The organism is Solidesulfovibrio carbinolicus (assembly GCF_004135975.1).
Classification (GTDB): domain Bacteria; phylum Desulfobacterota; class Desulfovibrionia; order Desulfovibrionales; family Desulfovibrionaceae; genus Solidesulfovibrio; species Solidesulfovibrio carbinolicus.
On the sequence record NZ_CP026538.1, the window covers coordinates 1,058,416 to 1,083,907 of the forward strand.

General features: G+C 66.4%; 22 protein-coding genes and 1 tRNA gene. 10 read left to right on the forward strand and 13 right to left on the reverse strand.

Annotated elements, in window-relative coordinates:
- Positions 1-26 precede the first annotated feature (26 nt).
- From rimM to C3Y92_RS04720, 5 genes are all read left to right on the forward strand, one after another.
- Positions 27-581, forward strand: a complete 555-nt coding sequence (gene rimM, locus C3Y92_RS04700) for a ribosome maturation factor RimM (protein WP_129349951.1) — start codon at positions 27-29, stop codon at positions 579-581.
- 104 nt (positions 582-685) lie between these two features.
- Entirely contained in the window at positions 686-1,963 is a 1,278-nt protein-coding gene (gene trmD / locus C3Y92_RS04705; RefSeq protein ID WP_129349953.1) for a tRNA (guanosine(37)-N1)-methyltransferase TrmD, read from the forward strand.
- A gap of 178 nt (positions 1,964-2,141) precedes the next feature.
- The gene (gene rplS / locus C3Y92_RS04710; protein ID WP_129349955.1) at positions 2,142-2,492 is read left to right on the forward strand and encodes a 50S ribosomal protein L19; all 351 of its coding nucleotides are present in this window, start codon (positions 2,142-2,144) and stop codon (positions 2,490-2,492) included.
- A 105-nt stretch (positions 2,493-2,597) separates the two neighbouring features.
- Positions 2,598-3,230: a ribonuclease HII gene (locus C3Y92_RS04715; RefSeq protein WP_129349957.1), complete on the forward strand. Its 633-nt coding sequence runs from the start codon at positions 2,598-2,600 to the stop codon at positions 3,228-3,230.
- A gap of 110 nt (positions 3,231-3,340) precedes the next feature.
- Positions 3,341-3,742: a YraN family protein gene (locus C3Y92_RS04720; protein ID WP_129349959.1), complete on the forward strand. Its 402-nt coding sequence runs from the start codon at positions 3,341-3,343 to the stop codon at positions 3,740-3,742.
- 101 nt (positions 3,743-3,843) lie between these two features.
- Here the strand turns inward: C3Y92_RS04720 and C3Y92_RS04725 are convergent, their stop codons facing one another.
- Positions 3,844-4,278, reverse strand: coding sequence for a hypothetical protein (locus C3Y92_RS04725; protein WP_015862102.1), 435 nt, complete (start codon positions 4,276-4,278; stop codon positions 3,844-3,846).
- A 146-nt stretch (positions 4,279-4,424) separates the two neighbouring features.
- Between C3Y92_RS04725 and C3Y92_RS04730 the strand changes: the two genes are divergently transcribed.
- Both C3Y92_RS04730 and C3Y92_RS04735 read left to right on the forward strand, forming a co-directional pair.
- A tRNA-Phe gene (locus tag C3Y92_RS04730) sits at positions 4,425-4,500 on the forward strand.
- 239 nt (positions 4,501-4,739) lie between these two features.
- Positions 4,740-5,090, forward strand: a complete 351-nt coding sequence (locus C3Y92_RS04735) for a hypothetical protein (protein WP_129349961.1) — start codon at positions 4,740-4,742, stop codon at positions 5,088-5,090.
- Between the two features lie 186 nt (positions 5,091-5,276).
- Here the strand turns inward: C3Y92_RS04735 and C3Y92_RS04740 are convergent, their stop codons facing one another.
- Complete coding sequence (locus tag C3Y92_RS04740; protein ID WP_235669616.1) at positions 5,277-6,764, reverse strand: B12-binding domain-containing radical SAM protein; 1,488 nt, start codon at positions 6,762-6,764, stop codon at positions 5,277-5,279.
- 237 nt (positions 6,765-7,001) lie between these two features.
- Between C3Y92_RS04740 and C3Y92_RS04745 the strand changes: the two genes are divergently transcribed.
- Together C3Y92_RS04745 and C3Y92_RS04750 are read left to right on the forward strand one after the other, a co-directional pair.
- Positions 7,002-7,463 (forward strand): hypothetical protein, encoded by a 462-nt coding sequence (locus tag C3Y92_RS04745; protein WP_129349965.1) that lies wholly within the window; start codon positions 7,002-7,004, stop codon positions 7,461-7,463.
- 160 nt (positions 7,464-7,623) lie between these two features.
- Positions 7,624-8,541, forward strand: a complete 918-nt coding sequence (locus C3Y92_RS04750; RefSeq protein ID WP_129349967.1) for a carcinine hydrolase/isopenicillin-N N-acyltransferase family protein — start codon at positions 7,624-7,626, stop codon at positions 8,539-8,541.
- A 114-nt stretch (positions 8,542-8,655) separates the two neighbouring features.
- On the opposite strand, the gene C3Y92_RS04755 is transcribed toward C3Y92_RS04750, so the two are convergent.
- The 3 genes from C3Y92_RS04755 to C3Y92_RS04765 all read right to left on the reverse strand — a co-directional run bounded on the left by C3Y92_RS04755 (position 8,656) and on the right by C3Y92_RS04765 (position 10,466).
- Positions 8,656-8,916: a hypothetical protein gene (locus tag C3Y92_RS04755; protein ID WP_129349969.1), complete on the reverse strand. Its 261-nt coding sequence runs from the start codon at positions 8,914-8,916 to the stop codon at positions 8,656-8,658.
- A 37-nt stretch (positions 8,917-8,953) separates the two neighbouring features.
- Positions 8,954-9,676: an acyltransferase gene (locus C3Y92_RS04760; RefSeq protein ID WP_129349971.1), complete on the reverse strand. Its 723-nt coding sequence runs from the start codon at positions 9,674-9,676 to the stop codon at positions 8,954-8,956.
- A gap of 388 nt (positions 9,677-10,064) precedes the next feature.
- Positions 10,065-10,466 (reverse strand): MucR family transcriptional regulator, encoded by a 402-nt coding sequence (locus tag C3Y92_RS04765; protein ID WP_129349973.1) that lies wholly within the window; start codon positions 10,464-10,466, stop codon positions 10,065-10,067.
- Positions 10,467-10,866: 400 nt separating this feature from the next.
- Between C3Y92_RS04765 and C3Y92_RS04770 the strand changes: the two genes are divergently transcribed.
- On the forward strand, positions 10,867-16,941 hold the full coding sequence (locus tag C3Y92_RS04770) for a PAS domain S-box protein (protein ID WP_129349975.1): 6,075 nt from the start codon (positions 10,867-10,869) through the stop codon (positions 16,939-16,941).
- Positions 16,942-17,047: 106 nt separating this feature from the next.
- Here the strand turns inward: C3Y92_RS04770 and C3Y92_RS04775 are convergent, their stop codons facing one another.
- The 8 genes from C3Y92_RS04775 to C3Y92_RS04810 form a co-directional block, all read right to left on the reverse strand.
- Positions 17,048-18,367, reverse strand: a complete 1,320-nt coding sequence (locus C3Y92_RS04775) for a malic enzyme-like NAD(P)-binding protein (RefSeq protein ID WP_129349977.1) — start codon at positions 18,365-18,367, stop codon at positions 17,048-17,050.
- A gap of 33 nt (positions 18,368-18,400) precedes the next feature.
- Positions 18,401-19,879, reverse strand: coding sequence for an NADPH-dependent glutamate synthase (gene gltA, locus C3Y92_RS04780; RefSeq protein WP_129349979.1), 1,479 nt, complete (start codon positions 19,877-19,879; stop codon positions 18,401-18,403).
- Positions 19,857-20,708 carry a sulfide/dihydroorotate dehydrogenase-like FAD/NAD-binding protein gene (locus C3Y92_RS04785; RefSeq protein WP_129349981.1) on the reverse strand — a complete coding sequence of 284 codons (852 nt, stop codon included), beginning with the start codon at positions 20,706-20,708 and terminating at the stop codon, positions 19,857-19,859. Before C3Y92_RS04785 ends, gltA begins: the two co-directional genes overlap by 23 nt.
- Positions 20,709-20,738: 30 nt before the next feature.
- The gene (locus tag C3Y92_RS04790; protein ID WP_129349983.1) at positions 20,739-21,281 is read right to left on the reverse strand and encodes a Fe-S-containing hydro-lyase; all 543 of its coding nucleotides are present in this window, start codon (positions 21,279-21,281) and stop codon (positions 20,739-20,741) included.
- The gene (locus tag C3Y92_RS04795; protein ID WP_129349985.1) at positions 21,281-22,120 is read right to left on the reverse strand and encodes a fumarate hydratase; all 840 of its coding nucleotides are present in this window, start codon (positions 22,118-22,120) and stop codon (positions 21,281-21,283) included. The genes C3Y92_RS04790 and C3Y92_RS04795 overlap by 1 nt, the downstream gene beginning before the upstream one ends.
- Before the next feature lies 1 nt (position 22,121).
- Positions 22,122-22,877 carry a fumarate reductase iron-sulfur subunit gene (locus tag C3Y92_RS04800; protein ID WP_015862068.1) on the reverse strand — a complete coding sequence of 252 codons (756 nt, stop codon included), beginning with the start codon at positions 22,875-22,877 and terminating at the stop codon, positions 22,122-22,124.
- A 121-nt stretch (positions 22,878-22,998) separates the two neighbouring features.
- The gene (locus tag C3Y92_RS04805) at positions 22,999-24,822 is read right to left on the reverse strand and encodes a fumarate reductase flavoprotein subunit (protein ID WP_129349987.1); all 1,824 of its coding nucleotides are present in this window, start codon (positions 24,820-24,822) and stop codon (positions 22,999-23,001) included.
- A 10-nt stretch (positions 24,823-24,832) separates the two neighbouring features.
- A complete protein-coding gene (locus C3Y92_RS04810; protein ID WP_129349990.1) occupies positions 24,833-25,492 on the reverse strand; it encodes a succinate dehydrogenase/fumarate reductase cytochrome b subunit in 660 nt (219 codons plus the stop codon).

The following is a 25,492-nucleotide window of genomic DNA, read 5'->3' on the forward strand; positions in this document are numbered from 1 at the left end:
CGCGCCGCAACCAAGGCAGACGGTCCATGGCCGCAAGCAAATACATCATCGTGGGGGTGGTTGCCCGCCCCCACGGCGTCCGGGGAGAACTCGTCGTGGACAGCCACGCCGATTCCCCAACCTACTTCGCCCGAGGTTCGACCCTGCGCCTGTCGCCGCCGTCGGACCCCGGGCGCGGCAGGGACTATGTGGTGCGCGCCGCCCGGCCCCACCAGGACCGCATCCTCATCACCCTGGACAACGTCCCGGACCGCACCGCCGCCGAGGCCCTGCGGGGCTTGGCCATGTGCGTGACGGCCGACAGGCTCGTCGCGGCCGCCGAAGACGAGGTGTTTCTCCATGACCTGCCCGGCCTGCGGGTGCGCCTGGCCGACGCCGCGCCAACCGACCCCGACCTCGGGGTCATCGAGGACGTCCGCGACCACGGCGGACCGGAAATCTGGGTCATCCGCGACGCCAAGGGCCGCGAGATCCTCTTTCCCGCCACCGACGACTTCGTGCCGGACGTCGACCTCGACGCCGGCGTCGTCACCATCGACCCGCCCCCGGGGCTGCTCGACATCTACCTCGTGGACGAGTAGCCGGGGCGGCGCCCCGGACCCGCCGGGGGATGATCCCCCCGGACCCCCCGATTGGGGGGCGGTAGAATGGGCGCGGTCTGGGCAACGCGCTCGGATGAGAGAAAATGCAGTTTAACGTGTTGACGATCTTCCCGGAATTTTTCGATTCCTTCCTCTCCTGCGGGCTGATGGCCAAGGCGGTGGAGGCGGGCGTCGTGGCCGTGGCGCGCGTCAACCCCCGCGACTACGCCGCCGACCGCCACCACACCGTGGACGACCGGCCCTACGGCGGCGGCCCGGGCATGGTCATGGGCCTGCCCACCATGGTCGCGGCCCTGCGCGCCCTGCCCGCGCCGGGAAAAATCCTCATGCTCTCGCCGGCCGGCAAGCCGCTGACCCAGGCCATGGCCGCCGAACTGGCCCAGGAGCCGAGCCTGACGCTGCTGTGCGGCCGCTACGAAGGCATCGACGCCCGCATTTTCGAGCTTTTCGATGTGACCCCGGTGTCCGTGGGCGATTTCGTGCTCTCGGGCGGCGAATCCGCCGCCGCCTGCCTCATGGAGGCCGTGGCGCGGCTGGTGCCGGGATTTATGGGCAAGGACGCCTCGGCCGACGAGGAGAGCTTTTCCGCCGGCCTGCTGGAATATCCGCATTACACCCGGCCCGAGGTCTTCGAGGGGCTGCCCGTGCCGCCGGAACTGCTCACCGGCAACCACGCCGCCATAGCGGCCTGGCGGCGGCGGCGCTCGCTGGAAACCACCCTGGCCCGCCGGCCCGATCTTTTCGACGCCACGCCGCTGTCTCCCGAGGACGCCGATTTTTTAAAGGGAACCCCGCGCCGCCGGTCTGGGCGCAACTGCCATATCGGCCTTGTCCACGGCCCGGTGCTCCTCAAGGACGGCTCTGTGGGCACAGTGTCTTTGACAAATCTCGACGTCCACGATATAGCGCGCGTTTCCCGTACCTACGGTCTGGGCGGGTTCGAGGTGGTGACCCCGCTTCGTGACCAGCTGGCCCTGGCCGGGCGCATCGTGGAGCATTGGCGGGCCGGCCCTGGCGCGCGCTCCAATCCGGACCGGGCGAAGGCCCTGTCCCTGGTGCGGCTGCACGAGACCCTGGACGCGGCCCTGGCGGCGGTTTCGGCCGAACACGGCCGGCCGGCGGCCTTGGTCGCCACCAGCGCCCGGGGACCGGCCACGCTGTCGTTTAAGGCGGCGCGGGAGATGATGGCGACGCGTCCCATGCTGGTGGTCCTGGGCACGGGCCATGGCCTGGCCGAGGACGTGCTGGAGCGGGCCGACGGGGTGTTGCCGGCGATCCGGCCGTTTTCGGATTACAACCACCTGTCGGTACGGGCAGCGGCCGGCATCTTGGTTGATAGGCTGATCGGCGATGCCCTGTAACGGGGCGTTCCCTTAATCATACGCCAGTATTGTTAAGGAAAGATTTCGGGAGTAAGCGTCGAAGTCCGAAGTTCGGGCTTCGAGGGCGCGACGCCGCAGGCGTCGCGGCGGCGAGACAACGACATTCCAAGGCCGGACGGCGCGGGGCGCTTGCGGCTTTATCCGAGGAGAAAGCGTTATGAACGTGATTGAACAGCTTGAACGCGAACAGATGCGCATGGACATTCCGGCCTTCCGTCCCGGCGACACCATCAAGGTGCACCTGCGCATCATCGAGGGCGAAAAAGAGCGCATCCAGGTCTTCCAGGGCGCGGTGCTGCGCCTGCGCAAGGGCGGGGTGGACTCCACCTTCACCGTGCGCAAGGTTTCCGACGGCGTGGGCGTGGAGCGCGTGTTTCCCATGCACTCGCCGTTTATTGAGCGCATCGAAGTGGTTGCCCAGGGCAAGGTCCGCCGCAGCCGCCTGTACTACCTGCGCGCCCTGCGCGGCAAGGCTGCCCGCATCAAGACCCGCACCGCTTGGGATTAAACTTGCGGCGATCCGCCGTGGTCCCCTTGGGGTTCCATCTCTCGGCCGCGGCCTGCCCGGCGTCCTTGTGGACGCGGGCGGGCGCGGCTTTTGGCGCTTGCGGCCATGACTGAAACCGCGCAAGGCCGGCTCGTGGCCGGCGTGGACGAGGCCGGGCGCGGTTGTCTGGCCGGGCCGGTGGCCGCCGGCGCGGTCATCCTGCCCGAAGTTTACGATCTGCCGGGCCTGACCGATTCCAAGAAGCTCACCCCTGCCAAACGCGAGGCCCTGGCCCCGGCCATCAAGGCCCAAGCCCTGGCCTGGGCGGTGGCCTTTGTCTGGCCAGGCGAAATCGACCGCATCAACATCCTGCAAGCCACTTACGCGGCCATGGCCAAGGCCCTGGCCCATTTGCGCCTGCTCCCCGGGCTGGCCTGCATCGACGGCAACAAGACCATTCCCCAGGCGCGGCTGGGCCTTCTGGCCGGAACGTTGCGCCAGGAGTGCGTCATCGGCGGCGACGCCAGCGTCCCGGCCATATCCGCTGCCTCCATACTGGCCAAGACGGCCCGCGACCGGCTTCTTGACCTCTACGACCGCCGCCATCCCGGTTACGGGTTTGCCGCCCACAAGGGCTACGGCGTGGCCGTCCATCTGGACGCCCTGCGCCGCCTGGGGCCTTGCCCCATCCACCGCCTGACCTTCCGGGGCGTGCTGCCGGACAAGACGCCGCGCCAGCTCGGCCTGCCGGGGCTTTAGGCCGCCATGGCCGGCTGCCCGCGTTCTTTCTCACGGGATGGGTTTGGCGCTGCTTTCTCACCCGACTACGGCGGGGCGGTCAGGGCACGGACCGTCCCGGAGCGCCATCCATGACCGCCAAACATCTCGAATTCGGCCGCGAAGGCGAAGCCGCCGCCGAGGCGCATCTCGTCGCCAAGGGCTTTGCCGTCGTGGCCCGCAATTACCGGGCGCGCGGGGGCGAAGTGGATCTGGTGTGCCGCGACGGCGACACGGTCGTCTTTGTGGAGGTCAAGGCTCGCGGGGAGGGGATGCGCGGCCGGCCCGAGGAGGCGGTCACCCCGGCCAAGCGGCGGCGCATTGTGCGGGCGGCGGCGCAGTTTTTGTCCGAGCGCGGCTGGTGGGACCGGCCGTGCCGGTTTGACGTGGTGGCCGTGGAGAGCCGAAGCGGCCACCTGACGGCCAGCCATGTGGCCGACGCCTTCAGTCTTGAGGACGCCGGCCCGGGCGGCGGCTTGTTTCAGCCCTGGTGACAGGGGCCACGTCCCTTGCGCAAGCGCTTGCGCATGTTCGGGACGCGGTCCCCGGTGATCCGTATTGTGCGGCCGGCGTCGGCCAGAGGCGGGCGGCGACGCTAGTCTTCCTCGTCGACCTCGCCGCAGGGGCTGTCCTCGGGCAGGGAGAAGGCGTTGGCGGCTTCGATGATGCGGGCTTCGATGTAGGCCACGTCGTCGGCTTCGCCGGAGTCGAGGTCGAAGCAGTAGCCGTCCTGGGAGAGCAGGCCCCCGGGGATGAGGTCGCCGCGCTCTTCGGGGTCGGTGATGGTGTCGGCGTAGAAGCACACCGACAGGAACCGTTCGCCGTCAAGGGTGGCCACGTCGACCATGGTGATGACGGGGCGGCCGCGATGGGGTTCGGCGCGCAGGCTGTAGCTCGCGGGCGGGCGGGGGACGAAGTTGACGGTGGCGCCCTGGAGGCTTTCGAGCACGGTCTTGAGGCGCACAAAAGCCTTTTTGACGCCGTTTGGATCGTCGGTCCACGAGTCGATGAAGGCGGCAAGTTCGGACATGTCGTTTCTCCTAGAGGTAGAACAGCACGAGCAGGTAGGTAGATAGCCCGATCAGGGAGAAAATAAAATCCTTGGTTTTCATGGGAACCTCAAAAAAAGTTGTTGCCAAGCCCGGCGGGTTTGGCTAGATATCCCTTCTCGCCGCTGCCGAGGTAGCTCAGTCGGTAGAGCAGGGGACTGAAAATCCCCGTGTCGGGAGTTCAATTCTCTCCCTCGGCACCAGAAAGTTCAAGGGTTTACGGTTGAAGAGCTGTAAACCCTTTTTCTTTTGGTGCGATTTGTCCCCCATCTGTCCCCCAAAATCAAAGTATGCGCTGTGAAGCTAGGTGAAAATAGCCCAGGCCCACGGGGATGGGAAGCGGCCCACGGGGGACCTGCCTGCTTTGGGAACAGCCACGGCTGGACCTGTCTCGTGATCTTCCACCCCTGTTCAGCGTCTACGGCATAGCGTAAACAAGGGCATGTTCCGTATCGCCTTCGCCATCCTCGGGGCAACGGCCCTGATTGTGAGATTCTGCCTTCTCGGCGGACTGGGTCTCGGGGCGACGCTTGCCATGCTCTATGCAATCTATTGGGCTGCACGACATGGCGGCTTGCCCGATGTCAGTTTGGCCAGTCTTTATGTGCGTGTATACGAGTATCTCTTGCCAGACCATTATATTGTTCTCAATACCCTCTTTATCCAATGCGTCAAGATGCCGCTTGTTGTGCTGCTCTGGGTGCTGTTTATCCTTGCCTTGTTGCTCGATAAATTTGTAAGCGCGCTGTTTTGGCGGATGGGAAGGGCTTTTGGGTCTGACGAAACAGCCTGAACGGCGACAGGCCCAATCGGTGCGGTTGCGCCATACGGCCTGGTTCTCCCTTTCCTGGCGCGAAGCAAGCTTTGCCCGTGACGGCAATGGCGTGAGGAGCAAAGGGCGACGGCAACGCTTCTAGGCCGCCAGTGAGGAGCCGCGTCCGGCCGGGGCTTTCCCCGGGCTTGGCGGACAGGGCGGCGCTCACCGCCGGCTCTCGGCCTGGGCGCGCAGATGGCGCACGAAGGAAAAGAGGTTTTCACCCATGCCGCAAAGGACGATATAGCGCCGCAACCGGCTGGGGTTGCGCCAAGCGACGAGGGCCAGCTGCCGCCAGAACTGCCAACGCGCCTCCCCGGCCAGTCCCTGCCGCCAGATCAGGCGCAAAAGGGGCGTGACGTCCGGGCTGCGGTTTTGCTGGGGCACGGCCAGGGCGGGGTCGGCTTTCTTCTTGGGCGCGGCCCCTGGTCTGGAAGACCGGGTCGGCCGCATGGCCAGGGTGGCCCGAAAGGCCCGTCCCAGGTAGGCCCCTGGGGCGTACAGGGCGCTTAGGGCCGCCAGCTGTTCGGCGAAGATCGCCTCGATGGGGCGCTGGGGCGTGAAATTGGTCAGGGCGTCCCAGCCGCTTTCCTCAATGCCGTCATGGAGTCGGCCTTCGGCCTTGAGCCGGTCCCACAGGGCGGTCAGCGGCAGGGCGCGCAGGACGTTGACCATGACCCAGGGCAAATCCGCCGCCTCGGCAAAGGCCTGCATGCGCTGGCCGGCCCCGGCCTTTTCGCCGTCCATGCCCAGGATGAAGCTGCCGATGACGCTCAGGCCATTGGCGTTTATGGCCCGCAGGGAGTCCAATAGCGGGTTGCGCACGTTTTGGTGCTTGCGCGCGGCGGTCAGAACGTCGTTGTCCGGGGATTCGATGCCGACGAAGACATAGGAGAAATTGGCGGCGGTCAAAAGGTCGATCAGCGCGACGTCCTGCCCCAGGTTGATGGAGGCCTGGGTGATGAAATCAAAGGGTTCGCCGTGCCGGGCCTGCCATTGGATGATGCGCGAAAGCATGGCCACGGCCCGGGGACGGTTGCCGATGAAATTGTCGTCGGCCACGAACACCGTGCCCCGAAAGCCAAGCTGGCGGATGGCCTCCAGCTCGCCGATGACCTGCTCCGGCGTCTTGTGGCGCTGGATCCGGCCGAAAAGGCTCACGATGTCGCAGAATTCGCAGGCAAAAGGACAGCCCCGGGAGGTTTGCAGGGACATGGATTCATAATCGCCCGGGGCGATGAGGTCGTAGCGGGGCGGGGGGGAGCCGGCCAGGGCGGGCTTGTCCGTGCAGACGAAACGGCCGCTTGTCTGGCCGGCCGCGATGGCGGCCACCAATTCCGGGATGGTGGTCTCTCCTTCGCCCTGGATGAGGAAGTCGCAACCCGCCTCCAGCACCTCGTCGGGCGCGGTGGTGGGGTAGGCCCCGCCGGCCGCCGTGAGGACGCCCCGGGCCTTGGCTTCCCGCAGCAGGCCCAGCAGGCTTTCGCGCTGCACCAGCATGCCCGAGACGAACAGCAGCTCAATGCCGTCCCAGTCCGCCTCGGTAAGCGGCCGGACATTGAGATCGACCAGCCGGATGTTCCACTCCCTGGGCAAAAGGGCGGCTGCGGTCAGCAGCCCCAAGGGCGGCAACAGGGCCTTTTTTCCGGTCATGGCCAGGGTTTCGTGAAAACTCCAGAAAGACAACGGCAACGGCGGGTGCAGCATGAGGACATTTGGCATAGTGCAGCCCGACTACCACATCCGTAGCGCGCCCTCCATGCATCATTTCCGTTTTTTCCTTTTTCGCCCTTTTTGCTTGCACGGGCCGGAGGGGAGACGGACGCCCCTTTTGACAAGCCGACGCGGCATTGCTAGGCCGACGTCATCGGTCGGCAAAGGGGGCTGAGCATGAAGAGCAGGGCGATGGCGGCGTGGTTGCTGCTGGTGGTCATGGCCGGGGTGGCCGATGTGGGTCCGGCCTTGGCCCAGAAAGCCGACGGCCGTGTCCTGCGGCCCTCCGAACCGCGCTACACGGCGGCGGCCCGCAGCCAGTTGGTTGATGAACTGTGCCAATGCGCCGTGGCGGCCCGCATCACCGGGGCCATGGCCCTTGGCTCCAACGACCAGGAGACCCAGCGCAAGGCCGTGGGCAGAAGCCGGGAGTTCCTGACGGCGGCCAAGGCCTACATGTCGCCGCAATACGTCGATGCCCGGTACAAGTCCATGGCGCTGCCGCTTTTGACGCCCGAGCGCTTAAACGACGCCTCGGCCAACGCCTATATCTTGGAGCGCGCCCACATGTGCGCCTACATCCTGCAAAACACCCAGGAGCGCCTGCGCTACCTCAACGATCTCGCCAAGGGGCGATGACTTCGGCCCAAGCGCGGCCGCTCCGACCAGAAGGAACGCGGCGGTCTCCCCTGGTTCCCATGCCTTGGCGGCTTATCCCGGCGTTTGAAGGGATGCGCGCCCCGCGCCGTGACCCGGCGCGTCCCGGCCGGCCAACCCCCAACGTCGTTGCGAGGGTTTCATGGTTCAAGCCTCCCGTTTCCTGGTTGTCGCCAGTCTGTTGCTGCTGGCCGTCCTGGCCCTGCCCCGAGCCGCCCGGGCCTGCACCCTGTGGGCGGCAAACGGTTCGGATGTGGCCGGCGGCGGTTCCCTTTTGGTCAAAAACCGCGACTACCCGCCGGGCCATCCGACCTCGTTTGCCCTGGTGACCCCCAAGCACGGCCATAAGATCATGGCCATGCTGTCCACGGGCAAGGGGCAGCCGACCATGGTCGGCGGCGTCAACGAAAAGGGGTTGGCCGTGATCACGGCGGCGGTGGGTTCCATCCCGCGCGCCGAGCGCAAAAGGCGCACCCAAGCGGGCGGGCTGGTCTATCCGGTGCGGCCCATGCTGGAGCGGTTCGCCACGGTGCGCCAAGTGGTGGCCGCCAAGGACCTGCTGGCCGGCGTGCGCCCCATTTTCGCCATAGTGGCCGACGCCCATGAGGTGGCCGTGCTGGAATCCTCGGGCCAGGCCTGGAAGATCGAGGTCATGGCGCGCGACGCGTTCACGGCCCACGCCAACCATCCGCTGCTGGTCGATACCCCGGACATGCGCCAGGAGCCGGACGCGCCCGGGAGCGTTGTGCGGTTAAACCGCATCCGGGAACTGTGGGCGGGGCTTTCAAAGCCGGCCGATCTGGCCGCCGCGGCCGCCCTGGCCCTGGATCAGGCCGACGGGCCGGACCGGTCGATCCTGCGCACCGGCTCGACCCCGGCCAAGGCCCGCACCGTGGGCCTGCTGGCCGCCTGGCTGCCGCCGGCCGGCGGCGCGCCAAAGGTCATCATCCGGGGCATCGACCCGCTGGGCGCGCGTCAGGCCGAGGCAAGCCTCACCCTGGACGACGCCTTTTGGCGTACGGCCCCGCCTCCGGGACAGTCGCGCATCCTTTTGCAGTAGTGTCGCGTCCACGAAAAACAGACAGGACAATTCGCGGGCAAAAGGCTAAAACCATTGTTTTTCTTAAAAAATACTATCGTATTTTTTAAGGGGCGCGACACCGGGCCGGAACGCTTAGTCCATGTCGGGCAAAAGCACCGCGCCGTCGAACTTGCCGTCCGGGCCGATGTGCAGGCGCAGCATCCGGCCGCCGCTGTTTAAAATACCGATCTCAATGGAAAAGGTCTGGCCGTCCACGGAGTGCCAGCCGCCGACGTCATGCTTGACGTGTTTGCCCGACTTGTTGGCCTGGATGGCCTGCCAGATCTCGCAGACGTCCTTGGCGTTGACCTCGGCGAGGCTTTGCATGAGCTTGTGCAGATCCTGCATGTGCATCGGCGGACTCCTGTTGATGGAGGGGTTGGGGCGCGGGTCAGAAGAGCCAGATGTGTTCGAGGTCAGCCCCGTCGCGGCCTTCGGTGCGCCGCTCCCGGATGACCTTGGCCGGCCGGCCGGCCGCCACCATGCCGTCGGGCACGTCGTGGACGACCAGGGAACCGGCGGCCACGATGGCCTGCCGGCCCACGGTCACGCCGGGCAGCAGGATCGCCCCGGCGTAGACCTTGGCGTAGTCGCCAACGGCCACCGGCCGGTAAATGCGCTCGATGTGCGAGGCTTCGCCGTGGCTATGGGTGAAAATCCGCACGTCCTCGGCCAGGGCCACGCCGTCGCCCAGGGTCACGCCGCCCTTGGTGTCGAGATAGACGTTGCGGTTGAGAAACACCCCCTCGCCCACCCGCAACAGTTGGGCGAAGTTGAAGCGCACGTTTTCCTCGGCGGTAAAGGCCGCCCCGCAGGCTCCGAACAGCCGCCGGGCCAGCAGCCGGCGAAAGGGGATGGCAAAGGGCACGACGAGCGACAGGGGCAGCTTGTCGAAGGCGTCCCACAGGAAATGCATGTGGCGCTCGGCCGGGCTGAAGGGATGCTCCTCGGCCTTGGGCAGGGTTTCGGCGTAGAGGGAAATGCGGCTGACGGTGTCGTATTCCAGGGGCGGCGCTTCGATGATGGCCAGAAGTTCCAGCACGGCCTCGGGTTCGTGGACGCGGGCAAGGAGTTCTTCCGCCTGGCGCAGGCGGCAGGAAAACCAGTGGGGCACGGCATGTCCTCCTGGTGCGGCGGCAAGGCCGGGTTTGGGGCGTTTGCTGCAAAGTCCGTCGTCTGGCCCGGGGGCGGCTGCCTTGTGTAGCGCCCCTTAGAAATACGAGAATATTTTTTAAGAAGAACTTCTGGTTATACGCTGTTGCCTGCGAAATGCCCTCTACGCTTTTCGTGGATGCGCCACGAGTCGGGCGCTGTCCCGCGTCGTTGTCGCTTCGGTGTCGCGGGCGCGGGGCGAGACTGGCCCAGGATAGGCGAGAGGGCCGCGCCAGGGCAAGGGCCGAGAGGATTGCCGGTCGGGCGGGACAATAAAAAAAGACCGGCCGTCCCTGGCGGGACGTCCGGTCCTTGCGCCGGCGGCTGGGCCGCGCCCGGGCAGGGGCGCGTTATTCAGGCTTCTGGCGGCGTTCCCAGAGCTTCATGTCCTTCATCTTGGCCCGACGTTCCCGCGCCAGGGACTTGCAGGCCAGGGCCTGGGTCTTTTTGAAGCCGTACTTGGCCCGGTACTCCTCGGGAGTCAGACCGTGGGAGGCCAGGTGCTTGCGGGTGATGACCTTGAAGGACTTGCCGCACTCCAGGCAGGTGATGGAGGCTTCCTTGATGGACTTTTTGGGGTCCATGCCGGGAGTGGCCGCTTCTTCCTGGCCAAGGACGGGCTGGCCCGTGGTCAGGGCGGCAATGCCGCTGGCCACGGATTTGACCATGCTCAAAATTTCTTCCTCGGTCATGGGACGCGAGCCGGCCTGGGCTTTGACGATCTCCAGGGCGCTTTGCAGATACTCTTCCATGGATTTCCTCTCAATGAATTCAAATTGGAGTCGGCGGTATACAGAGTGTTCTGGTAGGAATCAAGTCCCATTCTACACGCTTTGGGGAATCCGTAAAGTGGATATTGGGTTCACGGGATTTGGCCGTTTACTGCATTGTCCGTCCCGCCCGGGAGGGCGCGAACGTCTGGACCGCCGCAGTGCTGGCGCGGAATCTTTGCCCGGGTATTTCGCCGAGGGCGGCAGGACGGCGTTGCGAGGCGTTGTTTCGCCCGCTTGGGGAGTGTTGCCCGGAGCGGAGGGTGTTGCCCACATGTCCCAGGGGTGCTAACAATGGTTGTAATAACCACGACGGAGGAGGGTTGACCCGTCACCGGTTCGGAGCCTTCGGGTCGTGCGTGAGCGGGTAGAGGGGAATTCCATGGTCGTTGCCTTGTCGGTCGATAGGGAGGAAGCAAGCGGCACGGGTTTCCCCGTAGCCGGGGTCGTGGCCGGGGATGCCGGTCGCCTCGGAAATTTTTTGGCTGCCCTGCCCGCCGACTGCGCCGCCGCCGTGGTGGTGTTGGCGGATGGGCAAGACCCGTGGGAGCTGGCCGCCCTGGCCGGACCGGACCGGCTGCCCGTGGCCGCGGCCGAAAACGGAGCGCGGCTTGCGGCGGGAACGGTTTATCTGGCCTCGGCCAGAGACGGCTGGACCGTGGCCGGCGGCCAGCTGCGGCAACATTCGCCGGGGCCGGCCGATGACCCCGTTGATCTGTTTTTCGTCTCCCTGGCCCGGGAGTGCGGGGCATGCGCGGTCGCGATCCTGCTGGACGGGGACGTTACGGCCGGGGTTCGGGCTGTGCGGGCCGCCGGAGGGCTGGTGTTGGCCGCAGGCGGCGCGCAGGATGTCCCGGACGCCTTTGCCGGCCCCTGGAGCGGCGCGGCGCCTGACGCGGTCCTGCCGCCGGCCGCCATGGGGGCGGCCCTGGCCGCCTATTGGTCCGGCCTGGGCTGCGGCGCTCCAGGCGACCCGCCGGCCGTCCAGACGGACCCGCGCCAGACGGAATTGGAGCATGCGGCCCTGGGGCGGGTGCGGGAACTGCTGGCCGCCCTGGCCGGCCACGACGCCCAGGCCTACAAGACCGGCACACTGCTTCGCCGCTGCAAGAAACGCATGCTGTTGGCGGCAAGCCCGAGCCTGGCCGATTACGCCGACCGGCTGGCCGGCGATCCTGACGAGCTGGATCGGCTTTTCGACGACATGCTCATCGGCGTCACCGCGTTTTTCCGCGATCCCGAAGCCTTTGCCCTGATCGAGAACACGGCCTTGCCCGACATCCTGGGCCGGCTGGAGCCCGGGGAAGTCATGCGGGTTTGGGCGGCGGCCTGTTCCACCGGCGAAGAGGCCTACAGTCTGGCCATGCTCCTGGCCGAACGTCCCGAGGTCCGGCAGGGGCGGCGGGCCATCAAGCTTTTCGCCACCGACATCGACGCAAAGGCCCTGGAGACGGCCCGGCGCGGCGTCTATCACGCCCGCCATGCCGCCGTGTTGTCCCCGGCCCGGCGCGAGGCCTTTTGCCGCCCCAGCGGCGACGCCTGCCAGATGGCCCGGCAGCTGCGCGAATCCATGGTCTTTGCCCAGCACAACCTGCTGCGCGATCCGCCTTTTCTGGGCATGGACCTCATCGTGTGCCGCAATTTCCTGATCTACTTGAATCCCGAGGCCCAGGCCAAGGTGCTGTCCCTTTTTGCCCATGCCCTACGTCCCGGCGGCTATCTGCTCCTGGGGCCGGCCGAGGCCATCGGTTCGGCCCAGGCATTTTTCGACACCGTGGACAAGTCCTGGCGGCTGTTTCGGCGCATGCCCGCCACGGCCGCCGTGCCGTCGCCCACGCGGTTCGTGCCCCCGCCGGCCTTGGCCCATCCCAGCCTCGCGCCGCTTCGGGCCGTCGCCCCGAACCATGAAGGCCTGGCCGAGGCCTCGCTTCTGGCCCGCTATGCTCCCCCGTCCGTGCTGGTGACGCCCCAGGAACAGATCGTGCGCCTTGTGGGCGACTTGAATCCTTTTTTGGAGCTGGCTCCGGGCGAGCCGAGCTTGTCCCTGGGCAAACTCGTGAAAAAAACCTTGCGTCCGGCCGTGCGCGAGGTGCTGGCCGCCGTGGCCCGGGACGGCGGCGAGCAGGCGGCCGGGCCGGCCTCGCTGCCCGGATTCGCCGGCGGCGTGCTGGTGCGCGGTCTGCCCGTGGCCGACGCCTGGGGCAACCAGGCCTTTACGCTGCTTGTCTTCGAACTCCAGGCCGCAGGGCCGGCCGTAGCGGCGGCCGCTACACCGCCGCCGCCCGAGCAGGTCGAGCTGGTCGTGCGCTACGAGACGGCTTTGGAGCGTCTGGGCGACGACCTGGGCCGGGCCGTGTCGCGATACGAAACCCTGACCGAAGAGTTGCGCGCCGCCAACGAGGAGCTTGTCGGAGCCAACGAGGAGCTGCAGTCCTCCAACGAGGAGATGGACGCCTCGCGCGAGGAACTCCAGTCGCTTAACGAGGAGCTCAATTTCGTCAACGCCGAGCTCCAGCGCAAAGTCGATGAACTGGCCCAGGCCCGGGGCTTCGTGGAAAACCTCCTGGCCGCCGCCAACGTGCCGACCCTGGTCCTGGACGCCTCGCTGTCCGTGGTGCGCTTCACCCCGGCGACGACCTGCCTGTTTTATTTCGCGCCAACCGACATCGGCCGGCCCATCGCCAACATCAAGACCACGTTCGAGGGTTCGCACCTGCTCGATGACTGCCGGCAGGTCCTGGCCGGAGCCGGGATCATCGAACGCGAGGTGCGCTGCGAGGACGGCCGCTGGTTTGTCCTGCGGGCCTATCCCTTCCGGTCGCCCGAGGGCGCGGTGGACGGCGTGGTGCTGACCTTTGGCGAGGTGACGGCGCTCAAGGAGGCCGAGGCGGTGCTGCGCCGGGGCCAGGCCGAGCTTGAAGAACTGGTGGCCCGGCGCACCGAGGAACTGCGCGAAAAGGCCCGGCTCCTGGATCTGGCCCCGGTCATGGTGCGCGACCTCGACGGCCGGATCACCTATTGGAACACTGGCGCCCAGGAGCTTTTCGGCTACGCCCCGGAAGAAGCCCTGGGCCAGGTCTCCTGGGAGCTGCTGTCCACCGAGTTTCCCCAGCCGGTCCCGGTCATCATGGAGGAATTACTGCAAAAAGGCCGCTGGACCGGGGAACTGCACAAGCGCTCCAAGGACGGTCGGTTCATTGATCTGGCCGTGACCTGGGTGCTCAACCGCGACGCGGCCAGCCGGCCGGTCTCCATCCTGGAGGTGGCCAGCGACGTCACCGAGCGCAACCGCCTGGAAGAGCAGGCCCGGCGCTGGGACCGGGTGTTTCAAAGCGCCGAGTTCGGCCTGGCCCATGTCAACGCCAAGGACAACACCTTCATCGAGGTCAATCCGGCCTTTGCCCGGCAGCGGGGCTACGAACCGGACGAACTCCTGGGCAAGCCGCTCTTCCAGCTCATCCCCGAGGAGGACCGCCTCCGGGTCGGCCAGGCCATTGCCGGCTTTGACGCAGCGGGCCACGGCGTGGTGGAGACCGAGCATATCCGCAAGGACGGCAGCCGGTTCCCGGTCCTGGTGGAAGTGACCACCCTGCGCGACGCCGCCGGCGCCACGATTTCGCGCGTGGCCTACGCCCTGGACATCTCCGAGCGCAAGCAGGCCGAGGAGGCGCTTCGCGACATGGCCCGTTTCCCGGGGGAAAACCCCAATCCGGTGCTGCGCGTCCTGCCCGATTTCACTGTGGCCTACGCCAATCCGGCCAGCCTGGAGCCGCTTGAGACCTTGGGCGGCGCGCCGGGCCAGCTCCTGCCTGAGGCCTTGCGCCCCCTGGCCGCAGCGGCCTTTGGCCAGGGCGTGCGGGCCAGCGGCGAAATCGGCGTGGGTTCCCGCCTGTTCGCCTTTTTCGTCCAGCCCGTGGCCGGGCGCGGCTACGCCAACGCCTACGGCCTGGACATCACCGAGCGCAAACGGGCCGAGGCGGCCCTGGCCGCCAGTGAGGCCCGCTACCACGGCCTGTTCGAAGCCATGGCCGAAGGCATGTGCCTGCTGGCCATGGTGCGCGACGCGAACGGGCAGGTGGTCGATTACCGCATCCTGGACGTCAACCCCGGCTACGCGGCCATTCTTGGCGTTGCCCGGGAACAGGCCATAGGCGGCAGCGTACGGGAGATCTACGGGATGGACGCGCCGCCCAATCTCGACGTCTACGGGCGTATCGTGGAAACCGGTCGGCCCGAGACCTTCGAGACGTATTTCCCGCCCCTGCGAAAACACCTGGGCATCTCGGCCATGCGCACCGGGCCGGACCAGTTCGCCGTGGTTTTCGAGGACGCCACGGCCCGGGTCGAGGCGACAAACGCCCTGGCCCGCAGCGAGGAACGGCTGCGCCAGCTCGTGGAGTCCGCCCCGGACGCCATCATGGTGCAGTGCCAGGGCCGGTTTGCCCTGGTCAATCCGGCGGCGGCCCGCCTGTTTGGCGCGGCCAGTCCCGAAGCGCTGCTGGGCCGGGACATCGTGTCCATGATGCATCCGGATTCCCGGGAAATCGTGCGCCAGCGCATCCGGGACGTCAACGAGGGCCGCCGGCCCCAGCCCCTGGTGGAATTACGATACCAGCGCCTGGATGGCGCCTTTGTCGATGTCGAGGCCGTGGCCGTCCCCTTCGAGTTCCAGGGCCAGCCGTCCAGCCTGGTCTTTAGCCGCGACATCACCGAACGCGTGCGCGCGGCCGAGGAAAAGCGTCGCCAGGACGCCTTGACCGAAGCCGTGTCCCGCATCCAGGGGGCCTACGTCTCGGGCCAGTCCGCCGAGGCGATTTTCGCGGCGGCCCTGGCCGAGGTGGTGGCCGCCACCGACAGCCGCTTCGGCTACGTGGCCGAACTCGTGGAAGACGTCCCGGGACGGCCCGTCCAGCGACTATTGGCCGTGTCCGACCTCGGCTGGGAGGCGGTTTCGGCTTCGATGCTGTCGCCTGATGAAGCCCGCAGCCTGATCTTCGACGCCACGGACGGGCTGTTGGCCGCCGCCTGCCAAACCGGAGGACCGGTCATCGCCAATGACCCGGCCGGCGATCCCAGGTCCAGCGGCCGATTGCCCGAGGGCCATCCGTCCCTGGAGGCGTTTCTGGGACTTCCCTTGCAGCACGGCCAGGAGTGCGTGGGGGCCATCGGCCTGGCCAACCGGCAGGGCGGTTACGACGCCGCCCTGGCCGAGCAGATCCGTCCCCTGGCCGAGGCCTGCGCCCGGATCATCGAACGGCTGCGCCTGGACCGCCGGCTCATTGCCGCTAAAAAAGCCGCCGAGGCGGCCAGCCGCTCCAAGTCGGAATTTCTGGCCAACATGAGCCACGAGATCCGAACGCCCTTAAACGGCGTGCTCGGGATGCTCCAGTTGCTCGACGGCACGGACCTCGACGCGGAACAGGGCGAATACGTGGACAACGCGGTCAAGGCCTCCAAGCGGCTCACGCGCCTGCTCTCGGACATCCTCGACCTGTCCCTGGTGGAGTCCGGCCGGTTGGTCATCCGCCAGGAAGCCGTGGACCCGGCCGATCTGCGCGGCGCGGTCATGGACCTGTTTTCCCTGCCGGCCCGGGAAAAGGGCCTGTCCCTGTCCGTGGGACTCGATCCGTCCCTGCCCGGGCGTTTGTGGGCCGACGAGGCCAGACTGCGGCAGATTCTCTTCAACCTCGTGGGCAACGCCGTCAAATTTACCGACGCCGGGGGCGTGTCCGTGCATATCGCTCCGGCCTCACGGCGGTTCGACGCGGGCTTTCATCTGCTTATCACCGTGAGCGACACCGGCATCGGCATCCCCGACGACGAACTGGGCGTTATTTTCGAGCCGTTTGGCCAGGTGGAGGGCGTTTATGTGCGCCGGTTTGGCGGGGCTGGGCTGGGGCTTTCCATCGTGCGCCGGCTGGTGCGGCTCATGGGCGGGGAACTCGCGGTGGAAAGCGAGCTTGGCCAGGGCACGTCCATCCACGTGTCGCTGCCTTTGGCCCGCCAGTCGCCGGCCGGACACAGCGCAGTCCAGGCGTCGGCCGGGCCGGCCCGGGGCGGCCTGCGGCCTTTGCTCCTGCTTTTGGCCGAGGACGACGCCGTCAGCCTCATGAGCTTCGCCCGGATGCTCGAGAAGGCCGGCCATGAGGTGGACGTGGCCGAGAACGGGGCCGAGGCCGCGGCTATGGCGGCGCGCAAAACCTACGACTGCATCCTCATGGACGTGCAGATGCCGGTGATGGACGGCGTGGCCGCCACCCGGGCCATCCGCGAAAACGCCGCCCTGGGGGACAGGGCCGCCACGCCCATCGTGGCCATGACCGCCTACGCCATGGCCGGGGACCGGGAAAAGTTTCTGGCCGCCGGCATGGACGACTACGTGAGCAAACCCGTGGACGCCAAGGAACTGGAGCGGGTGTTGGCCCGGGTGACCGGACACGGGCAAACAGCGGAGTAGGGATGGCGGCGGCCAGGAAAAGTCTCCTGCCTGACGGCCGCAAAAAAGCCCGCGACGGCGAACCGTCGCGGGCTTTGTCGTGTGTGCCGGCCCGGCAGGGCGTCGGCTAGAAGTCGTAGTTGTAGGAAGCCACGTAGTCCTTGATGCGCTTGTGGGCGGCGTCGATGCGGGTACGCAGGTCCTTTTTATACTGCTGCAGGTCCAGGGTCTTGGTGGCAACGCCCGTGTCCATGGCCGCCTTGGCCACGGCCGGGGCTTCCCATTCCAGCATACGGAAGTCCAGGGCCTTGGGGATGACGTAGTCGATGCCGAACTTCACGTCCTTTTCGCCGTACATGTCCATGACCTCGACGGGCACGGGCTCCTTGGCCAGGGCGGCCAGGGACTTGGCGGCGGCCATCTTCATTTCCTCGTTGATCTTCTTGGAGCCGGCGTCAAGCGCCCCGCGGAAGATGAACGGGAACCCCGAGACGTTGTTGACCTGGTTGGGGAAGTCCGAGCGGCCGGTGCCCATGATGGCGTCGGGGCGGGCTTCCTTGGCGTCGTTGTAGGGGATCTCCGGGTCCGGGTTGGCCATGGCGAAGATGATGGGGTTTTTGGCCATGCTCTTGACCATGTCCTTGCTGACCAGTCCCTTGGTGGACAGGCCCAGGAACACGTCGGCGTCCTTGAAGGCTTCGGCCATGTTGGCGAAGGCCTTTTTCTGGGCGAACTGGGCCTTGGTGGGGTGCAGGTCGGTGCGGCCGGCGTGGATGTGGCCCTTGGAGTCGAACATGGCGATGTTGGCCTGATCGACGCCCAGCGCCACATAGAACTTGGAGCAGGCGATGGCCGCCGCGCCCGCGCCGGAGACCACGATCTTGAGGTCCTCGATCTTTTTGCCGGCGATCTCCAGGGCGTTGATGATGCCCGCGCCGGAGATGATGGCCGTGCCGTGCTGGTCGTCGTGGAACACCGGAATGTCCATGATCTCGATCAGGCGCTGTTCGATCTCGAAGCACTCCGGGGCCTTGATGTCTTCGAGGTTGATGGCCCCGAAGGTCGGCTCGAGGAGTTTGACCGTCTCGATGATCTTCTCGGGGTCCTTGGTGTTGAGGTTGATGTCGTAGACGTCGATGTCGGCGAAGGTCTTAAAGAGCACGCCCTTGCCTTCCATGACCGGCTTGCCGGCCAGCGCGCCGATGTTGCCCAGGCCCAGGACGGCCGTGCCGTTGGAGACCACGGCCACGAGGTTGCCGCGGTTGGTGTACTTCCAGCCAAGCTCGGGATCGGCGGCGATGGCCAGGCAGGCCTGGGCCACGCCCGGCGAATAGGCCAGGGAGAGGTCTTTCTGGTTCCGGCAGGGCTTGATGGGCACGACTTCCAGTTTGCCCGTGCGCCAGACCGAATGGTAGTTCAGGGCTTCTTCCTTGGTGAAAAGCGCCATTGTGATACCTCGCTTGGTTGGTTTCCCGCGTTGTTACGCGTCGGCGGAATCTTCCGCCGCGTTGTCCGGTGGTTGCTTGCCCGCCGCGCCGCCGAGCAGGCGGTCGGCGATGGCCTTGGCCGCCCGGCGTCCCGCGCCCATGGCCGAGATGACGGTGGCCGCGCCGGTGACGATGTCGCCGCCGGCGAAGACATTGGGAATGGACGTCTCGCCCGTGGCCGGATCGGCCACGATGTAGCCCCGGCGATAGGTGTCCAGGCCCGGGGTGGTCTGGCTGATGAGCGGGTTGGCTCCAGTGCCCACGGCCACGATGGCCATGTCCGCTTCCAGGGTGCAGGTGTCGCCCTGGCAGGCCACCGGCGAGCAGCGGCCCGACTCGTCGGGTTCGCCAAGCTCCATGCGCTGGAGCACGATTTGTTTGAGCCGCCCGGCTTCGTCGCCGATAAATTCCACCGGGGCGTTCAGGCACAGGATGTCGAGGCCTTCTTCCTTGGCGTGGTGGAGTTCCTCGCGGCGACACGGCATTTCGTGTTCGGTGCGGCGGTAGGCCAGGGAGACCTTGTCCGCGCCCAGGCGCATGGCCGTGCGTGCGGCGTCCATGGCCACGTTGCCGCCGCCGAAGACGACGACATGCTTGGCCGGGAAGGTCGGGGTGTCGGTGGCCGGGAACTTGTAGGCCCGGCCCAGGTTCACCCGGGTCAGGTACTCGTTGGCCGAGAACACGCCGATGAGGTTTTCGCCGGGCACGCCCAGAAAGCGCGGCAGGCCGGCTCCGACGCCGATGAAGACGGCGCTGTAGCCCGACTCCAGCAGCTCGGGCACGGTGATGGTCTTGCCGCCGACCCAGTTTGTTTTAAATTCCACGCCCAGGGCCTTCATGGCCTCGACTTCCTGGCGCACCACGGCCTTGGGCAGGCGGAATTCGGGAATGCCGTAGACGAGCACGCCGCCGACCTCGTGCAGGGCCTCGAAGACCGTGACCGGGATGCCCCGGGCGGCCAGATAGCCGGCGCAGGTGAGACTGGCCGGCCCCGAGCCGATGCAGGCGACTTTCAGGTCGTCGCGCGGCATGGAACAAGCCGGGCCGCCGGTGACGGTCTCGCAGGCGGTCTTGGCCAGGTGGGTGTCGGCCACAAAGCGTTCCAGCCGGCCGATGGCCACGGGTTCGCCTTTTTTGCCGACGATGCACGATCCCTCGCACTGGGTCTCCTGGGGGCAGACCCGGCCGCACACGGCCGGCAGGGAATTGGTCTGGCGCAGCACGGCGTAGGCTTCGTCAAGGTCGCCGGCCGCGATCTGTTTGATGAACCCGGGGATGTCGATCTCCACGGGACAGCCCTTGCGGCAGGCGGGTTTTTTGCATTGCAGACAGCGCGCGGCCTCGGCCAGGGCCATCTCGGCCGTGTAGCCCAGGGCCACTTCCTCGAAGTTGCGGGCCCGGACCTTGGGATCCTGCTCGGGCATGGCCGTGCGGGGGGCTTTCGCTTTCTTACTTGGAGCAGTTGCAGCCATGGCTCTTGAACTCCTCGTAGGAAAGACGTTCCTGATCCTTGAAAGCCGTCAGCCGGGCTCCAAGCTCGCCGAAATCCACGGCATGGCCGTCGAATTCCGGACCGTCCACACAGGCGAAACGCGTCTCGCCGCCAACGCTCACCCGGCAGGCGCCGCACATGCCGATGCCGTCAACCATGATGGAATTGAGGCTGACCGTGGTCTTGACGCCAAACGGCCGGGTGGCCTCGGCCACGGCCCGCATCATGGGCACCGGGCCGACGGCCACCACTTCGGCCACGGTCTTGTCGTTTTCGAGCATTTCGACGAGCAGGTCCGTGACCAGCCCTTGCCTGCCGCAGCTGCCGTCGTTGGTGGCAATGAGCACCTCGGGGCAAAAGGAGCACAACTCGTCTCGAAACAGCAGCAGATCCTCGCAGCGCGCGCCGATGATGGTCACCACCCGGTTGCCGGCCATGTGGTGGCCCTTGGCGATGTGGTGCATGGCCGCGATCCCGGTGCCGCCGCCGACGCAGATGACCGGGCCGTCCACTTTGTGGATCTCGGTCGCGCGTCCCAGCGGTCCGCACAGGTCCAGGATGTCGTCGCCGGCATCCAGGGTCTCAAGATGGGCGGTGGTCTTGCCCATGACGAGATAGACCAGGGTGATGGTGCCTGCCTCTTTGTCGGCGTCGGCGATGGTCAGGGGAATGCGTTCCCCGTCCTCCCACACCCGAAGGATCACGAAGTTGCCGGGCAAGGCCTTGGCCGCGATATGCGGGGCCTCGATGACCAGCTCGCTGGTCATGCCCGGAATCAGTTTGCGCTTGCGCAGGATCCGGCTTGGCATTGGGGCTCCGATGCGCGCCGCGCGGCGCGTCTAGCCGAGGTTCGGTTTCACGTACAGCTCCCCGCCATGACAATCGTTGATGACCAGAAGCGGGAAGTCCTTCACCGTCAACTCCCGTATAGCCTCAGGGCCAAGGTCTTCGTAGGCGATGACCTTGGCGTCGGTGATGCGCTGCGACAGCAGCGCGCCAGCTCCGCCGGTGGCGCCCAGGTAGACCGCCTTGTGTTCGGCCAGGGCGGCCTTGACCTCGTCGCTGCGCTTGCCCTTGCCGATGGTGCCCTTGAGCCCCAGCGAATGCAGACGCGGGGCATAGGTGTCCATGCGGTAGCTCGTGGTCGGACCGGCCGAGCCGATGGGGCGTCCCGGAGGCGCGGGAGAAGGCCCGACATAGTAGATGAGCGCGCCCTTCAGGTCAAAGGGCAGGGATTTTCCGGCGTCCAGGGTCTCGACGAGCCGTTTGTGGGCGGCGTCGCGGGCGGTGTAGATGTGGCCGGTGATGAACACCACGTCGCCGGTCTTGAGCTTTTCGACGTCGGCGTCGGTGATGGGCGTGGTCAGATGATGTTCGGCCATTAGAAGATGACCTCCTTGTGGCGGGCGCTGTGGCACTGGATGTTGACGGCCAGGGGCAGGCTGGCCAAGTGGCACGGCGCGACCAGGATCTTGACGGCCAGGCTCGTGGTCTTGCCGCCAAGGCCCATGGGGCCGATGCCCAGGGCGTTAATGGCGGCCAGCAGTTCGTCCTCGAGCTTGGCGATCTCGGGGTCTGGATGGGTGTCGTCCAGTTCGCGCATGAGCGCTTTTTTGGAATTGACCGCGGCCAGTTCGAAGTTGCCGCCGATGCCGACGCCGACGATGGTGGGCGGGCAGGGGTTGGGGCCGGCCTCGGCCACGCGGTTGACCACGAAGTCCTTGATGCCCTTCCAGCCCTGGGCCGGGGAGAGCATGGTGACGCGCGACATGTTTTCCGAGCCGCCGCCCTTGGCCATCATGGTGATTTTGAGCGTGTCGCCGGGCACGATGTCGAAGTGGATGATGGAGGGCGAGTTGTCGCCGGTATTCTTGCGGGTAAAGGGATCGCAGGAGGATTTGCGCAGAAATCCGTCCTTGTAGCCGGCGATCATGCCGTCGTTTATCGCCTCGCGCAGGGTGGAGCCTTCCACGCGCACGTCTTCGCCGACCTCGACGAAAAAGACGGCCAGACCGCAGTCCTGGCACAGCGGCAGCCCGGTGTCCCGGGCCAGATCGGCGTTTTCCAGGAGCTGGCGGAAGATTTCCTTGGCGGCCGGGGCCTCTTCGGCGGCGTGGGCAGCCTCGAAGGCGGCGCGCACGTCGGCGGGCAGCTCGCGGTTGGCCGCGATGCACATGGCGGCCACGGCTTCGCGGATGTCCTTGGCTTGTACGATCTTCATGCTAGAAGTCCTTTTTGAGGAACTTGGGCAGGATGTTTTTGACGGCGGCCAAAGCCATCTTGCGGCGCAGCTTGCCGAGCTGTTCCTGGAGCGGAATCTGCTTGGGGCAGACGTCTTCGCAGGCGAGCAAGCCCATGCAGCCGAAGATGCCTTCGTCGGTGCCGACGATATCGAAGTAATCTTTCTCGGTGCGCTGGTCGCGGGGATCAAGAATGAACCGGGCGAGCCTGTTTAGGGCCACCGCGCCGAGGAAGTCCTCGCGCATGAGCGCTGTGCCGCAGGCGCCCACGCAGCAGCCGCATTCGATGCAGCGGTCCAGTTCGTAGATCTGCTCGGCCAGGGCGTTGTCCATGCGCTCTTCCTGAGCCTTGGGGTCGAATTTCTTGTCGGTGTGCACCCAGGATTCGACCTTCTGGTACATGCCGCGAAACCAGGTGCCGGTATCGACGGACAGGTCGCCCACCAGCTTGAAGACCGGCAAGGGCATGAGCGTGATCTCGGCGGGCATTTCCTTGGTCTTGGTGTGGCAGGCCAGGCCCGGCCGGCCGTTAATGACCATGGCGCAAGCGCCGCAGATGCCGGCCCGGCAGCAGAAGTCGAACATCAGGGTCGGGTCGATTTCCTCGCGGATGCGGTTGAGCGCAATAAAAAGGGTCATGCGCTCGGTTTCGTCTAGGGTGAATTTGTCCATATGCGGCGAGGACGCCGGATCGGACGGGTTGTACCGGAATATATTGAAAGTCAGCGTTCTGCCCATTTTCTTCTCCTTTTCGCTCACAAACTGCGACACTGCCTCGCCGCTGCGTCATCCCCCATATCGGGGGTCCGGGGGGCTGAGCCCCCCGGCCGCCGGAGGCATCTTCTCTCCACTCCCCGCATTACCCATTCATGGGAATGATCTTGCCGCCGCCGTAGCCGCGGTCGCCGGGGGGCATTTCAAAGATGTGGGTGGCCGGTTCGTAGTTGAGCGTCGGCAGATCGGCCCCGTCGGCCCAGGTGGCCAGGGTGCGGGTCAGCCAGTCGCGGTCGTTGCGTTCGGGGAAGTCCTCGCGGGTGTGCGCGCCGCGCGATTCGGTGCGCTTAAGCGCCCCGTAGGCCACGCACAGGGCGAGCTTGACCATGCCTTCGATTTTGAGCGCCATGGTCAGCTCGGGATTGGCTCCCTTGCCGCTACTGCGCAGGCCGACGCGGCGGGCGCGGCCCAGGATCTCCTGGAGTTCGGCCACGCAGGTTTCGAGATCCTTGCCGTTACGGAAGATGCCGGCTCCCTTCATGATGGAGTCGAACATGGCGTTGCGCACGGTGTAGGGGTTCTCGCTGCCGTTTTTGCAGGCGACGAGGTCGGCGATGCGGGCGTTTTGCTTGTCCATGGCGTCGCGCACCGAGGCGGTCTTGATGACGGTCTCGGCGCCTTTGAGGAATTCCACGATCTTGCCGCCGATGATCATGCCGGCGACCACGGTTTCGGCCAGGGAGTTGCCGCCCAGGCGGTTAAAGCCGTGCATGTCCCAGCAGGAGGCTTCGCCGGCCGAGAACAGGCCTTTAAGGCCGTAAGCCGCGCCGTCCTTGTTGGTGCGCACGCCGCCCATGGAATAGTGCTGGGTGGGGCGCACGGGGATGAGCTGGTAGACCGGATCGACGCCAAGGAACGACTGGCAGATTTCATCGACCTCGCGCAGCTTGGTGCGGATGTGGGCTTCGCCCAGGTGGCGGATGTCGAGCCAGAGGTGGTCGCCGTAGGGGGAAGGCACGCCCAGGCCCTTGCGCATGTGTTCGGTCATGCGGCGGCTGACCACGTCGCGGGAGGCCAGTTCGGCCTTTTCCGGTTCGTAGTCCGGCATGAAGCGGTACTCGTTTTTGTCGAGCAAGGTGCCGCCGTCGCCGCGGCAGCCTTCGGTGACGAGGATGTCAGTGGGCACGATGCCGGTGGGGTGGAACTGCACGGCTTCCATGTTGCCCAGGGGCACCACGCCGGTGTCCAGGGCGGTAATGAGGCCGCCGCCGTCGCAGATGACGGCGTTGGTGGACTCGCGGTAGATGCGGCCGAAACCGCCGGTGGCAATGAGCGTGGCCTTGGCCAGATAGGCGGTCAGCTCGCCGGTCTTGAGACAGCGGGCGATGACGCCCATGCAGGTGTCGCCATCGTGGATGAGCGCGATGGCCTCGACCTTGTCGATGACGCTGACCCCCATCTGGGCGGCCCGGTTGTCCAGGGTATACAGGACGCAGTGCCCGGTGCCGTCGGAGGTGTAGCAGGTGCGCCACTTGGCCGTGCCGCCGAAGTTGCGCGAGTGGATGAGCCCCTCGTTTTCGGGCTTTTCAAAGGCCGTGAAGGGCTTGCCGCCTTTATAGTAGGTCTGCTCGCCGGGCACGACGCGGTTCCAGGGCACGCCCCAGAAGGCCATCTGGCGCATGGCGATGGGGGCGGCGTCGACAAAGAGCCTGGCCACTTCCTGGTCGCAGCCCCAGTCGGAGCCTTTGACGGTGTCGGCGAAGTGGACGTCGGGGGAGTCGCCCTCGCCCATGGCCGAGTTGCCCAGCGCCGCCTGCATGCCGCCCTGGGCGGCCGAGGAGTGGGAGCGCCTGGCCGGCACGATGGACAGGCAGATGACGGAAAAACCGTTGTCAGCGGCCTCGATGGCCACGCGCTCGCCGGCCAGTCCCGCGCCGACGCACAAAAGATCGGTCTGTATGATTTTCATGGCAACACCCTTATTGGAGCGGCAGGAAGTAGTAACGCAGGAGAGCAAGGACGCCGATGCCGATGAAAATGGCGGTCAGCAGGTTTTCCTTTTTCTTAAGCGTCCAGCGGCCCGGACGGTCGACGAAGCCCCATTTGACCATGATGCGGTAGAAGCCGATGCCGACGTGGAGCTCGACCATGGGCAACAGGAACAGGTAGAAGACGAACCAGAACCCGGACTGGATGCGGGCGGCGGACTTCTCGGCGGTAATGGGCAGGTTGGTCAGGATCACCCAGAGGTGGATGGCCCCCATGATGAGGATGCCCATGGCCGTGACGGCCTGGACGACCCACAGCCAGGTGTCGGGATGGCGCAGGCGCTGGGCATTGGAGAGCATGACGCGCTGCTGTTTGGTGTTGAAGGGAATCTTGCGGGCGGCCAGGACAAAGTGGACTAAAAAGGTGAGGAAAATAAGCGGCCCGCCGACTTGCGCCATGTAGGTGGCTTCGAAAAACCAGGCCAGGGCGTTCATGACCTTGGGCCCGAGCAGGATGCTCGAAACCAGGATCAGGTGCGACCACATGAAAAGGATCAGGACCGCGCCGGTGAGCATCTGCACCCAGTCGAGATAGGCCGAGAGCTTGCCGACGGGCAGCCCCTCGTGGGTGGCGGTGGTTGGAACGGACAT

Excerpts from the sequence above, each read along its gene's own strand:
- C3Y92_RS04805 (WP_129349987.1), bottom strand. The coding sequence starts at position 24,822 with ATGAAAATCATACAGACCGATCTTTTGTGCGTCGGCGCGGGACTGGCC.
- C3Y92_RS04755 (WP_129349969.1), bottom strand. The coding sequence starts at position 8,916 with ATGCACATGCAGGATCTGCACAAGCTCATGCAAAGCCTCGCCGAGGTC.
- C3Y92_RS04775 (WP_129349977.1), bottom strand. The coding sequence starts at position 18,367 with ATGGCGCTTTTCACCAAGGAAGAAGCCCTGAACTACCATTCGGTCTGG.
- C3Y92_RS04795 (WP_129349985.1), bottom strand. The coding sequence starts at position 22,120 with ATGAAGATCGTACAAGCCAAGGACATCCGCGAAGCCGTGGCCGCCATG.
- C3Y92_RS04715 (WP_129349957.1), top strand. The coding sequence starts at position 2,598 with ATGACTGAAACCGCGCAAGGCCGGCTCGTGGCCGGCGTGGACGAGGCC.
- C3Y92_RS04790 (WP_129349983.1), bottom strand. The coding sequence starts at position 21,281 with ATGGCCGAACATCATCTGACCACGCCCATCACCGACGCCGACGTCGAA.
- C3Y92_RS04785 (WP_129349981.1), bottom strand. The coding sequence starts at position 20,708 with ATGCCAAGCCGGATCCTGCGCAAGCGCAAACTGATTCCGGGCATGACC.
- rimM (WP_129349951.1), top strand. The coding sequence starts at position 27 with ATGGCCGCAAGCAAATACATCATCGTGGGGGTGGTTGCCCGCCCCCAC.
- C3Y92_RS04725 (WP_015862102.1), bottom strand. The coding sequence starts at position 4,278 with ATGTCCGAACTTGCCGCCTTCATCGACTCGTGGACCGACGATCCAAAC.
- C3Y92_RS04765 (WP_129349973.1), bottom strand. The coding sequence starts at position 10,466 with ATGGAAGAGTATCTGCAAAGCGCCCTGGAGATCGTCAAAGCCCAGGCC.
- trmD (WP_129349953.1), top strand. The coding sequence starts at position 686 with ATGCAGTTTAACGTGTTGACGATCTTCCCGGAATTTTTCGATTCCTTC.
- C3Y92_RS04720 (WP_129349959.1), top strand. The coding sequence starts at position 3,341 with ATGACCGCCAAACATCTCGAATTCGGCCGCGAAGGCGAAGCCGCCGCC.
- rplS (WP_129349955.1), top strand. The coding sequence starts at position 2,142 with ATGAACGTGATTGAACAGCTTGAACGCGAACAGATGCGCATGGACATT.
- C3Y92_RS04770 (WP_129349975.1), top strand. The coding sequence starts at position 10,867 with ATGGTCGTTGCCTTGTCGGTCGATAGGGAGGAAGCAAGCGGCACGGGT.
- gltA (WP_129349979.1), bottom strand. The coding sequence starts at position 19,879 with ATGGCTGCAACTGCTCCAAGTAAGAAAGCGAAAGCCCCCCGCACGGCC.
- C3Y92_RS04810 (WP_129349990.1), bottom strand. The coding sequence starts at position 25,492 with ATGTCCGTTCCAACCACCGCCACCCACGAGGGGCTGCCCGTCGGCAAG.
- C3Y92_RS04735 (WP_129349961.1), top strand. The coding sequence starts at position 4,740 with ATGTTCCGTATCGCCTTCGCCATCCTCGGGGCAACGGCCCTGATTGTG.
- C3Y92_RS04745 (WP_129349965.1), top strand. The coding sequence starts at position 7,002 with ATGAAGAGCAGGGCGATGGCGGCGTGGTTGCTGCTGGTGGTCATGGCC.
- C3Y92_RS04740 (WP_235669616.1), bottom strand. The coding sequence starts at position 6,764 with ATGACCGGAAAAAAGGCCCTGTTGCCGCCCTTGGGGCTGCTGACCGCA.
- C3Y92_RS04750 (WP_129349967.1), top strand. The coding sequence starts at position 7,624 with ATGGTTCAAGCCTCCCGTTTCCTGGTTGTCGCCAGTCTGTTGCTGCTG.
- C3Y92_RS04800 (WP_015862068.1), bottom strand. The coding sequence starts at position 22,877 with ATGGGCAGAACGCTGACTTTCAATATATTCCGGTACAACCCGTCCGAT.